General features: G+C 34.9%; 13 protein-coding genes. 7 read left to right on the top strand and 6 right to left on the bottom strand.

Going from position 1 to position 12273, the window contains the following annotated elements; all coding sequences use genetic code 11:
* Positions 1-309 precede the first annotated feature (309 nt).
* The gene (locus ACMT7R_RS07185; RefSeq protein ID WP_415310940.1) at positions 310-507 is read left to right on the top strand and encodes a hypothetical protein; all 198 of its coding nucleotides are present in this window, start codon (positions 310-312) and stop codon (positions 505-507) included.
* Positions 508-660: 153 nt separating this feature from the next.
* On the opposite strand, the gene ACMT7R_RS07180 is transcribed toward ACMT7R_RS07185, so the two are convergent.
* Positions 661-1119 (bottom strand): FxLYD domain-containing protein, encoded by a 459-nt coding sequence (locus ACMT7R_RS07180; RefSeq protein WP_415310939.1) that lies wholly within the window; start codon positions 1117-1119, stop codon positions 661-663.
* 487 nt (positions 1120-1606) lie between these two features.
* Here ACMT7R_RS07180 and ACMT7R_RS07175 point away from each other — a divergent pair, with 487 nt between their 5' ends.
* Both ACMT7R_RS07175 and ACMT7R_RS07170 read left to right on the top strand, forming a co-directional pair.
* Positions 1607-1732, top strand: a complete 126-nt coding sequence (locus tag ACMT7R_RS07175; protein ID WP_415310938.1) for a hypothetical protein — start codon at positions 1607-1609, stop codon at positions 1730-1732.
* On the top strand, positions 1722-2780 hold the full coding sequence (locus ACMT7R_RS07170; protein ID WP_415310937.1) for a class I SAM-dependent methyltransferase: 1059 nt from the start codon (positions 1722-1724) through the stop codon (positions 2778-2780). Before ACMT7R_RS07175 ends, ACMT7R_RS07170 begins: the two co-directional genes overlap by 11 nt.
* A gap of 257 nt (positions 2781-3037) precedes the next feature.
* On the opposite strand, the gene ACMT7R_RS07165 is transcribed toward ACMT7R_RS07170, so the two are convergent.
* Positions 3038-3199 carry a hypothetical protein gene (locus ACMT7R_RS07165; protein WP_415310936.1) on the bottom strand — a complete coding sequence of 54 codons (162 nt, stop codon included), beginning with the start codon at positions 3197-3199 and terminating at the stop codon, positions 3038-3040.
* Between the two features lie 588 nt (positions 3200-3787).
* Between ACMT7R_RS07165 and ACMT7R_RS07160 the strand changes: the two genes are divergently transcribed.
* Complete coding sequence (locus ACMT7R_RS07160) at positions 3788-4222, top strand: cyclic nucleotide-binding/CBS domain-containing protein (protein WP_415310935.1); 435 nt, start codon at positions 3788-3790, stop codon at positions 4220-4222.
* A gap of 137 nt (positions 4223-4359) precedes the next feature.
* On the opposite strand, the gene ACMT7R_RS07155 is transcribed toward ACMT7R_RS07160, so the two are convergent.
* Both ACMT7R_RS07155 and ACMT7R_RS07150 read right to left on the bottom strand, forming a co-directional pair.
* Complete coding sequence (locus tag ACMT7R_RS07155; RefSeq protein ID WP_415310934.1) at positions 4360-4896, bottom strand: hypothetical protein; 537 nt, start codon at positions 4894-4896, stop codon at positions 4360-4362.
* A gap of 165 nt (positions 4897-5061) precedes the next feature.
* Positions 5062-6000: an NmrA family NAD(P)-binding protein gene (locus ACMT7R_RS07150; RefSeq protein WP_415310933.1), complete on the bottom strand. Its 939-nt coding sequence runs from the start codon at positions 5998-6000 to the stop codon at positions 5062-5064.
* Between the two features lie 318 nt (positions 6001-6318).
* Between ACMT7R_RS07150 and ACMT7R_RS07145 the strand changes: the two genes are divergently transcribed.
* The 3 genes from ACMT7R_RS07145 to ACMT7R_RS07135 all read left to right on the top strand — a co-directional run bounded on the left by ACMT7R_RS07145 (position 6319) and on the right by ACMT7R_RS07135 (position 9242).
* The gene (locus tag ACMT7R_RS07145) at positions 6319-8070 is read left to right on the top strand and encodes a multicopper oxidase domain-containing protein (protein ID WP_415310932.1); all 1752 of its coding nucleotides are present in this window, start codon (positions 6319-6321) and stop codon (positions 8068-8070) included.
* Positions 8071-8121: 51 nt separating this feature from the next.
* Positions 8122-8754: a hypothetical protein gene (locus ACMT7R_RS07140; protein ID WP_415310931.1), complete on the top strand. Its 633-nt coding sequence runs from the start codon at positions 8122-8124 to the stop codon at positions 8752-8754.
* A gap of 356 nt (positions 8755-9110) precedes the next feature.
* Positions 9111-9242: a hypothetical protein gene (locus ACMT7R_RS07135; RefSeq protein WP_415310930.1), complete on the top strand. Its 132-nt coding sequence runs from the start codon at positions 9111-9113 to the stop codon at positions 9240-9242.
* 5 nt (positions 9243-9247) lie between these two features.
* Here the strand turns inward: ACMT7R_RS07135 and ACMT7R_RS07130 are convergent, their stop codons facing one another.
* A complete protein-coding gene (locus tag ACMT7R_RS07130) occupies positions 9248-11542 on the bottom strand; it encodes a CDC48 family AAA ATPase (protein WP_415310929.1) in 2295 nt (764 codons plus the stop codon).
* Between the two features lie 68 nt (positions 11543-11610).
* On the bottom strand, positions 11611-12174 hold the full coding sequence (gene hsp20 / locus ACMT7R_RS07125; protein WP_415310928.1) for an archaeal heat shock protein Hsp20: 564 nt from the start codon (positions 12172-12174) through the stop codon (positions 11611-11613).
* Between the last annotated feature and the right edge of the window lie 99 nt (positions 12175-12273).

Below are 12273 nucleotides of genomic sequence, written 5' to 3'. Positions count from 1 at the left end.
GAATGTATGTTTTCACACAAAGTAACTTTGAAAAGGAGCCTTACTATGATATCAAATGTTACGATTGTAATGAAATATTTACGTCACAAGTATATGTTTCCGATGACTAAATCTAATTGCGATGCTCCGATTATTATTTGCTCTCAAATCCTATTTACTATTGTGTAAATGAAATACACTTGCCAATCTTTTGATAATTTTACTACCGGATTATTATCCTTTCGGGTCGAAGAGTTCATGAAAATTCAATTATTGACCAAATTTTGCCCATCGAAAAATCATATTAAATTCTTTACATATCCTATTGTTATGACTGTAAGGATAAAAGTAATCGAACCGAATGAGGATGTTTATTATCTACAAAACCAAATTGAAATCTTCTTAAGAGATTACAGGTTTAAATTTGGCACTGGATATAAAATCCACTACTCTACTGCCTCTGCAGGTGACAATCTGGGAGGAATAAACTATTCAGCCATAATAGAGTATAATGATGAAGATAACTAGAAAGATCAAAGGCCATATAAAATGTTGTAGATCTTCAATTTTGTTTACATTATTATAATATTATGAAACAAGAAATTTGATGATACTTACAAGATAATTAAAAAAAGAGCTAGGATTTATTAAATATTTTCTTACTTGTAGAATTATGCTACATTAGAAAAGCGGTTCGTACCCTCTTACATAGATAGTATAATGGTCAATACCATTTACTTCCTCAGGTATTGCAAAGAGTCCAAATCCTGAGAACAAATCTATTGAGAAGGGTGAATTGTCAGCTGGCGGTAGTGATTCAACCAAAGGTCTTCCCTGAGCTATTCCTAGAAAAGAATCATCTTTGTCAAAAAGTACCGCATATATCGATATAGAAGATTGCTCGTTAGTAGAATTATTTATAACTGTTCCTGTTATTTGGTTTGATTCTCCACGATATCTAAGATCGGTTATGGTAAGATTTTCACTCTTGCCTATTGTAGCTTCAGGTTCAGGAGTACTAGTATTTACGTCTTGATTTACAACATTTGTCGACACAGAATCAAGCGGTTGTCCATAAGCAAAAGGTATTGCTACCACAAAGACAAGAGTCGAGAGCAAAACAGAAAGGATTTCTTTCATTGTCCTCTCTAATTAGAAGATATTAATTAAATTTTCTTTGTAGGTGAATTGATACACTAGTAGACATTAGAATCAACTTTGCAGCCTTCTTTAGGCTTGTTATAAACATAGTCTGATTAATACATTCATTCATAAAAAATGGCATAAAGAATTTTTACCAAAAATCTAAAACATGAAAAAATAATTCGGAGTCAGGAGATAATACTGAATTGTTTTACAAGCAGGTCAGTATGGATTTTGATTCAAGTTCTCAAGAACGTGTATATATTATAAGAAATATTTTATCCACATATCTCTCTGCTTTTGCAATAGGACGGTTATTTTATAACTATCTGGATAAATTCGTCAATCTTTTTGAAGCTGTTTACTGTGTCGTTTTACATATTATAGTATTATATAGAATTCTTGACAATTGTATGGATTAAGCTCTGAAAATCCAATTTATTATACCATTATTAATTTATTGTACGATTATTATACTTATTTCATGATTGAGGAAATATCATTATCAAAAACCATTGACGGCACAAAACATGGATTACAAATGAAAATAAATGAAAAACTAATGACTGTTACAAATTCTATAGGAGGCTTAAATACAAATGGTAATTGATGACACAAAGATGCATGAATTCATTGGAAAGGTAGTCAATGAATGGGGTGCAGCCGAAGGTGCATTAATAACCTTTATTGGTGACAGACTGGGGTTATTCAAAGCTATGGCAGAATCAGGCGGATTAACATCAGATGAATTAGCGAAAAAAACAGATACGCATCCACGAATAATTAAAGAATGGTTGGCTGCTCAAGCAGCAGGTGGTTATGTTACCTATGATAGTGCTAGTGATACCTATACCCTTCCTGCGGAACAAGCCATGGCCCTTACCGACGAGAATAGTCCGGTATATGTGGCAGGTTTTTACCAATCATTAGTTAGCCTTTTTAAAGATGAAGAAAAAATTATTGAGGCATTTAAAACTGGAAAAGGATTAGGGTGGGGAGATCATCATCACTATTTGTATGAAGGCACCGAACGATTCTTCAAACCTAATTATGTGGCAAACCTAACGAGTAGCTGGATTCCCGCTCTCGATTCGGTCGAAGAAAAGCTCAAAAAAGGAGGGGCCAAAGTAGCAGATGTTGGATGTGGCCACGGTGCATCGACAATATTGATGGCAAAAGAATATCCAAATTCAAGCTTCATAGGATTTGACTCTCACAAACCCTCGATAGAAAGAGCCAGAGAATTGGCCAAAAAAGAAAATCTTCAAAATATAACATTTGATGTGGCAAAGTCTACTGATTATCCTGGGGACGATTATGATCTAGTTACCTTCTTCGATTGCTTTCACGACATGGGTGATCCAAGCGGAGCAGCTAGACATGTTCTGGAGACATTAAGGAAAAAAAATGGTACCTGGATGCTAGTAGAACCTTTCGCAAATGATAAACTCGAGGATAATCTAAATCCACTTGGAAGGGTATTTTACTCAGTATCCTCCATTGTGTGCGTTCCTGCATCCTTAAGTGAAAATGGACCTGCCTTGGGTGCACAAGCAGGAGAACAGAGAATCTCAGACATAATAAAATCCGCAGGGTTTTCAAAATTCCATCGGGCTACCCAAACTCCATTTAATTTGGTATTTGAGGCAAAGCCTTAAACTATTTTGATGTAAAATCATAATGATTAATAATAGAGATTTTATCAACTAGGCCAATACCATTTATATATACATCTCACCAGCCGGAGGCATACTATTTGTTAAAGGAACGACAAACCCTGCTAGAGAAAAGGAGCAAGCAAACACGATTGGTAAACATGTCCTTATTTCGTTTTTAAATATCGGGTATATCATATTTATCTATCTAATAAATTATTCAATTCCATTCAATTGACTCGAAACACTTGTTTTCTACATTACCAACAATAAGTAAATACTATGACAGATACACATGCAGTCTTGAAATGGACATTAATGTCAGTTACATATGTTTTTTGTTCAGTTACATTTAGGGTCTGTGCTTGTGCTTGGTTGATTGCTTCAGTAAGGATGGAACTATATGCTGATATTATGGTCACTATCAAGACTGCCGTGATGCAAAACATTCCGATGGTCGTTTTCCAATTGTTTATTTTACTAGGTTTTTTCATTTTATATTGAGAAGAAATAGCGTTACTTTTGCTTATACTTTTTTATGATAATTCATTAGCACTGCAGAATGCAGATGCATTTTGTAAAGCTAAAGCATTAATAAATTGCTCCAAATCCCGTTCTAATTGTGATCGCTTGAGCGATTTTATTGATGTGTTGCACTGTGTAAAAAGCAATTCAGATATAATTAATCCTTATTTGTGAACATTTATAGTGAGTATTGATATCAAAATTTTAGAAATCCGAATTCTCCTATCAATGTACTATCATATAATAATATCTTACTAGTATTCTTACTGGAAGTGATAATAATTGTCTCAAAAAACTTACTTTACTTTTAAAGGCAGATTCGTCTAATTTCTTAGGAGAAGCCAAATCATTATTAGGAAAAACTATTTTACATAATCACGTCATATCAGAATTATGAGTCTTGATTCCATTGGAATATCAACTATAATGAATAAAAATATTATAGTTGTTGAACAGGATTTAAATATAATTAGTATATCAAAATAATGTCCAATAACGATATTGGGTCAGTGGTTATAGTAGATGATTTAGACACCCGAAAACCAATCGGAATCATTACTGAAAGAGATATAGTCAGAACAATTGGAATGATACAGCCACATCAACTATTAGTTCCGATTAGAGAACATATGAGCCATCCATTGGTTACACTGTCTTCCAACGCAAGTGTGTATGATGCAATAAGATTAATGTACGAAAAGAAAATAAGAAGAATAATAATTCTGGAAAAAGAAAAATTGGTTGGCATTGTCACAGACAAAGATATTTTCAGGTCGTTGGTAAACAACAAGGAATTGCTTTCTACTACAATAGGAAGTCACCTTCCAATTCCTGAAGATAAATTGAAAGATGAACTTTCACACTTTTGGTTTACAATACCTTTATCAATTAATAAGAGAAGGAGAGAATTACCGTATTGATAGTATCCTGGGGACAAGATAGGAATGTTTTGTTACATGGTCATCATTTTCGAAGCAAACACCCTTGATCTGGACACTGTCTGTCTCATATCAAAAGCGTAATTAAAATGAACTAAACCATCATCAGTATATTTGAATTATTTTTTTGATGTAGAACTAAATACAATAACCAGAGAATGCTCTTTTAGTAAGGACTCTTTTGACTTGACGTTTAAATCGGTAAAAAGAGAACTTATTAGTGTTCCTATATATAATGAACCTTTTCGACCTAGATTATGTTGGATTCTAAACTCTATTTTTCCATCGGCTTGAATAACTTTATTATTAAAATTGGATGCGGAAAACCATAATTTTAATACATCTACGATACTTTCTACATTATTTTTTCCGTGAATAAAAGAAATCGCATCTCTCATCCCTGTATAACATGAAGTCTTTGCTGCTTTTACCATGTCGTCATCTGAAACATGTTCAAATATATTGCGTACAAACGGTTTTTGCAAAAAAACAAATCCTACGTCACTTACAAATTGATCCCATGATACATATTTTCTAAGTATGTTGTTTATTATTGCTGATACTGTTTTATCTTCAGTAGATGCTTGAAATTCGATTTTCTCGTAGATTTCAGTTGGTATGCGTATTGCGGTATTGGTAGTCGGATTTTTTGACATTCAGTAATTGATCTACAGTGCCTAACGTTATTATGCATTGTTATCAACTGTACCGTTCTACCTTATCTATCACTTTTAAACCAACCAAATTATGACAAAATAGACAACCTGTTATTTCTGAATAGATATTTCTTTCGATACTTCTGTAATAAAAATGGTTTTGATTCATTCGTGAATATATTTATTTAAGTTCGCTTTAATTTGGAACAGCTTTGCATAATCTCGCGCGAAAGCATCAAATAGTATCGGCTCTCGTCCTAAAATTGTTTCGACTGTTTTTGAGATTCGCCTCATACGTCCCTCTCGTATAGTTCTATAGAAACTAAGTATATAATCAATCGATTCTGATTGGAGTCCACAATTTTGAAGTTCTGCCTTTGCTTTCTGCTCTGTTATAGAAACATAGTTGATAGGTTCGCCTAATACTGTTTCTAGAATGTCAGCTACATCATTACAATTAAGCCGTTGTCTACCTGTTATTTCATAAACCATATTGTAGTGTTTAGTGGACTTTTCGTGAAGGATTATAGCTGCAACCTCCGCCACATCTCTAATATCTACAAAACTAGCTCTCGCATTTTGCAAAGGGAGATAAAAGGTCCTTCCTTTTATCGAAGGTGTATAGGACACCTTTAGAAAGTTCTGCATATAGTAGTTAGGTCTCAAAAAGGTATAGTAAAAACCCGATTCTTCAATTATCTTTTCAGATTGTCTATGCCGCATCCCTTCATACGTAGGAGGGTTCAAATTAGTACCCATATCGGATAATTTAACAATGTGTTTTACAGACTTTGTTTTTTGCGCTTCTGTAACAATTTTCTTAGTTACGTCTAAGATATTAATATAAGGCGTTAGCAAAAAGATTTTTTCGATGCCTTCCAGTTTATGGTGACTGATGGATTCTAGATTGTTGTAATCCATGTCAATAAAATTAATTAAACCTTGATTTCTGAAAGTCTCAATGTTTTGACTCACTAGAGGATCAGACCAACCACTATCGATCGATCTAAGAGATATATAGAATTCCTTATCATATAAAGATAGAATCTTTACAAGATGTTCTCCTACATTTCCAGTTGCACCTGTAACTAGTATGGTATTCATTTTTGTTACGATTTAATAATCAATATGACCAGATGATGTAGAAATAGGAGTTCGCAAGTGAAAACGACACAAATATTATTCATGGAAACCCTGCTCAAGTGAGATAAAATTTACGGATAGTAGTATTGTTGATTGTCTTTCGTACAATTTCTTAATTTGTTTTTTACTTGTACTAATATAATCGAGGAATCTTAATTTTTGGGAATGTTGTACAATCACATATAATGCAATACTTTACTTGATATATATTTTTATGTTATACAGTGTAATACGCTATCAGACAAAATTGTTATATTACAGTAGTAAGCAGTAAAGATATTGAATCGGAATAACGTGGCCAAATTATTAAGAACTAATCCCTCAAAGTCCAGACTATCACAATATAGTGATTCAGACCAGGGTATTCAATATGGCGACAATATCGATCTTGGTATAAAATTAAAACTAAAAGAACTTGTTGCGCCTTTACCAATTATGATTTTCTCAATGTGCGCTTTTGTCATTATATTTACTCTATCTGTTAATCATAATAGTTTAGAGCCGACCATTGTTTTAGCACAAGAATTAAGGCAAATTGGAGTCGTAAATGAAAATTCTACTACAACTTCATCTAACGATAATAGTAGTGCGACAAGAAGTAGTAATCAAATGGCAACCAAAGATGATAATAATTCTACTAGACTCATAACGCTAGTTACAGAAGATGTAGAACTTGATATAGCCCCAGGAAAAAAAGTAAAGGCTTGGACTTTCAACGGAACAGTGCCTGGACCAACTATAAGATTAGCAGAAGGTGAGAATGTAACTATAAAGTACATAAACAAATCGCCTATTCCGCATACAATCCATTTTCATGGTAATCACGATGATGTAAATGACGGGGTTGTCCCACAGGTAATGCCGGGTCAGACATACCTATATAATATAACAGGCGAACCCGCAGGCGCATTGATGTATCACTGCCACGCTCCCCCAACTTCTCTACATATTAGAATGGGTATGTATGGAGCCTTGATAGTTGATCCTCTAGCTAAGGAAATTGCTCCTGCAAAAGAGTTTGTAATGGTGATGGGTGAGTATAGTCTTAAAAATCAGATGGGACTTGAGGCCGACTATTACATGATAAATGGGTATGCTGATCAATATATGCATAATCCACTTGAAATTAATCATCAAGATCTAATGCGTATTTATTTGATAAATTTGGGTACCACTATACCTGCATCTTTCCACCTTCATAGTACTACATTTTTAACTTACCCATCGGGCTTGTGGGATAACTTTCCTATTCACTCACAGACCATTTCGGTAGCACCAGGCGATGCATCAATAATTGAAGCCAAGTGGAAGTATCCAGGTACCTACTTATTCCATGCCCATGGAATTCAAGAAGAAAAGGGTAATATGGGACAGATAAAAGTAATAGGTCAAGACGAGTTATCAGAAGGAGCAACAAATTCAATAGTAGGTATTGATACGAATGTCACGACTACAAATTCAAACCTCCAACAACAACAACAATCACCTAATAATTCCTCAGAACTATTAACCAAAAGCGTATCAATGTTTGATTGGCAATATGAACTGCAAAAAAAACTGCAAAATCCTATAGTAGTCAATCAGACTGAAAATAGAGGACTAGACAGAGAAGAAAAAAAGATAATGAAAGAAATAGGTGAAACAGAAGAAATACAAAGACAAGGTGAAAACCTCTCACTAACTCTAGATAAAACTTTAGCAACTAACGTTACAGAATCCAGCGGCGCAAACTCCAATTCTAATCAAATAACGATAGTTTCAGGCTCTTCAAGTCCAGATAGCAAGTTGTTTTATGATCCTCATAATGCAGAAGTTAAAGTAGGTACAGAGATAACTTGGGTTAATAATGATACTAATATGCCCCATACAGTAACGTCTGGTAGTCCAGGCACTGGTCATTCAGGAGTGTTCGATTCTGGAATCATGATGGGAGACGGAAGTACATTTAAACACACCTTCGACCAGAAGGGAGAATTCGAATACTTTTGTACATTACACCCATGGATGATATCTAAAATAGTCGTAAATTGACGGTGTATATCGAGACTAAGAATCAGAATTTTATTGGAGATTATTTAGACGATGTATCAAAAGGATAGAACTGTATTTAAAGAAATACCCCTACACCCAAATTTCGGTTTGTGTAATTCTAATTCACCAAAAAGAAGTATTCTTGCGAGCTTGGTCATGCTCCTTGTCTTGGCGACAATAGTTTCCGACCCTCAATCATTATTTGCTCAACATCATGGTGCACCACCTCCAATGGCGACATTAGGAGATCGAAGCATTTCTATGGATCTCGTTATCGAACCAAAAAAGATAATTGCAGACGAAGATGCTCAGATAGCAATGCACTTGATGGATGAGAAAACAGGACAAATAATCCAACATGTTACTTATAGAATAACAATTTCAAGTGGTGATCAATTAATGTTGTCTGAATTCTTTCATTCACATGTAGGTGACCTGTCAATATTGGTACGCAACAGCAATTCATCTCACTTAACCGTTGGTGGGACGTTTGATGTACTGACCAACGCTATTGTTCCTGATCCAGCAGGCAATATAGTTATTAGCGGACCATTATTTTCCCAAGTGGGTGAATATGACATAGATGTAGAAGTTACAACTATTGATAATGATAAAACAGATCTCCTTGTTCCTCTAGTTTATCATTTTGTTACAAATAGCAGTAGCAATAGTGTATCAAATTAATTTACACCTTGAATTGTATCGACTTTGACACTTGCATTATGAATCACTTGATAAACCTTAGGATAGATATATTTTATTTGATGTAATAGAGTTTCAGTAAGTAAAACAATTGGCATTCTACGCTAACATCTATAGGATATCATTTACATTAGGTCATCGTTCATTCTTTTATCAAATAGTGTATTAAATTATCAGAATATGACCAATGATACAGAAATTTTGGTAACAGATGATGGGACATAGGTTTCAAATAGTACGCTTGCACTTAAGTAGCCTCTCAAATCGCTCCACCCTACAAGGCGCAAATAATTTACTTTATGTTATTGATTTTATAAAAGATCCATACACGATGATATTTGGGAACAATAAGGAACTTAATAAAGAAAGACAAAAATGATGAATCTAGTAACAACAGTCAAAAACTAATGGCTCTAAAAGAGCACAAAAATAGATCAAGAGAGGGGCAAATAAAAGATGATGCGAATTGACGACACTATTTACTTAATGAGGATAGATGAGTCTCTCTTTTCTTTATCTTTTTGAGCGCTTCTTCGAAATGTGTCATACTTATTCTTAATCCAATAGATTTTGCTGTATTGTCTAACAATGATGACGATGATGATAACGATGATGATAACGATGCTTTGTTGTCGCCATTTTGGTTAACTTTCGACTTTGTTGTAATAGTGCTAACTGATTTTTTTAGCGAATATACGTAATCTTTTATTGAGGCCATGGCGGCTGCATTGACTACTGCTTCGATATCAGCGCCCGTATATCCGTCTGTTAACTCCACTAATTTGTTAAAATCACATGATGAATCAAGCGGCTTTCGCTTTGTATGTATAAGCAGTATTTGTCGCCTTGCATCTTTATCTGGCAGAGGAACTTCAATAATTCTATCAAACCTTCCTGGACGTAATAGAGCTTCATCTATAATATCTGGTCTATTTGTTGCGCCTATAATAGTAACACCTTTTAGGTCTTCAAGACCGTCTATTTCTGTGAGCAATTGCGACACCATTCTTTCTGTTACATGAGAATCTGTTCCGGGTCCTGTACTTCTTCTAGGAGCTATCGAATCGATTTCGTCAAAGAAAACAACACAGGGAGCTGCCTGTCTTGCTTTTCTAAATACTTCTCTTACGCCTTTTTCAGATTCTCCAACCCATTTGGATAACAATTCAGGACCTTTTATATTGATAAAGTTTGATTCTGACGTAGTAGCAACAGCCTTTGCTATCAGCGTCTTGCCAGTACCCGGTGGACCGAATAACAGCAGACCTTTGGGTGGCTTTACATCTCCTTCTGTAAACAATTCAGGATACTTGAGGGGCCATTCTACCACTTGAGATAACTCTTCTTTGACTTCTCTTAAACCGCCAATATCTTCCCAAGAGACATTGGGCTTTTGAATTTGTATTTCTCGCAATGCAGAGGGTTGTATATCCTTTAATGCATCTTCAAAATCCTTATCAGTTATTTTTATTTTGTTAAGAACTTCTAATGGTATCTTAGATTGTTCCATATTGATCTTCGGTAATTCTCTTCGGAGTGACCTCATTGCTGCCTCTTTCGAAAGAGATTCTAGATCAGTTCCAACGAATCCATGAGTTATTTTGGCGAATTGTTCCAAATTGATATTATCTGTTAATGGCATTCCACGAGTATGAATTTGCAATATATCTAGTCTTCCGTCTTTATCTGGTATTCCTATTTCAATTTCTCTATCGAATCTTCCGGGTCTTCTGAGTGCTTGGTCAATAGCATTCGGCCTATTTGTAGCGCCTATTACGACCACCCTACCTCGTGCCATTAAGCCGTCCATAAGGGTTAATAATTGAGACACGATTCTTTTTTCTACGTCCCCAGAAACCTCTTCTCGCTTGGGTGCTATGGAGTCTATTTCGTCAATAAATATAATGGATGGAGAATTCTCCTCTGCCTGCTTAAAGACCTCTCTTAATTTTTCTTCAGACTCTCCATAAAATTTGCTCATAATTTCTGGACCTCCGATAGAATAAAAGTTGGCATTTGTCTCATTGGCCACTGCTTTTGCTAGTAATGTTTTACCCGTTCCCGGAGGTCCGTACAAAAGTACACCTTTTGGCGCTTCTATGCCTATTCTTTCAAATATTTCAGGATGTCTAAGAGGAAGTTCTATCATTTCTCGAACTTTCTGTACTTCGTTTTTCAAGCCTCCAATATCTTCATATGTTATGCGTGGCATTACTCCTTTGCTTGTTCCTTTTGGAATGGAACTGATAATAAACTCAGTTAAATGCGAGTCTATGATAGTCACTTTATTAACAGGACTAATACTATTAACTACAAATCCAATCTTTCTCCCCACTATGTTTAACGGAATTATATCACCTCTTGTTACCACCCTACCATCCAATAATTCTGGAAGATGCTCTTCTAAATCTATAATGTTTAGTTCTTCAGTAGGAGAAAGTATTATCTGTTCTGCTTTTCTTATATCGGTAGTCCTCTTTATGGTTACGCGATCATCTATTCCTTCACTAAGGTTATTTCGCGTATACCCATCTATCCTTATTAGTCCCTTACCATAGTCAACAGGTGAACTGGACCAGAGCAAGACAAAAGTGCTCTTATTTCTTTTGCTTGTAATTTCAATGACATCTCCCGGAGTTAGATTCATCTCTTCCATTACTTTGGGATCCAAAAGGGCCATTCCCTTTCCTACAAATTTTGAATCGGTTTCAGCAATTTTTAACGATCTTGTTGTTTCGTTACTATTACTGTTATTGCCAAAATCATTCATCGAATATCATCACACTCCTAATCTACCATAATTATCAAAAAAATGGAATAGAGATTTTTTTCTTTACCCTACTCTATTTTAATCTCCTTTCCTTTGGGTTTAAGAGGTGCCTTTAATTTGAACTTCAACTCCAGTATGCCATTGGAATAGCTAGCCTTGGTGGAATTATCTTCTATTTCTACATCTAAGGGGATTTCGGTATGATATTTTTTGTCGCCCCTTTCACCATGCACTATTATGACATTGTCTGATGAATTTACTTTGATGTTTTCCTTAGAAAGCCCAGGCATTTCTGCTGTAATAGTTATTGTACTATTCTTTTCATCAATCACTGAATCTACTAATGGTTCTCTAACACCCGACTGTTCTACAAGTCCCCTTGCACCGGGTTTAACATTTCCAAATTCTCTTACATGAGGTTTTCCATCTGGACCTACTGTTATCTGGTACCCGTAGTAATATGGGAATGTAGACGCCTGCCTGAATCCATCTGCAGTCAATGGACTTATACCCCTCGCAGTATTAAAGACCCTATTCATCATCTCTTCTGCCTGTGAAAACTCTTTTTCCAAATCTCCAAAAAAATTTCTGAATGTATTTCTTCTTGGAATTATATCCCAATCTTCAAACATTCAAATCACCTTACACAATGTTAAACCTATTACATTATATATTTTTTTTGGATAAACGGTTAAATATAAAACAAAGAAAAAAATAAATTACAGAATTTG

It is taken from the genome of Candidatus Nitrosocosmicus sp. FF01, from assembly GCF_047711275.1.
Lineage (GTDB): Archaea > Thermoproteota > Nitrososphaeria > Nitrososphaerales > Nitrososphaeraceae > Nitrosocosmicus.
Note: the sequence above shows the minus strand (reverse complement) of the source record. Positions and strands in the feature narration are given on the sequence as shown.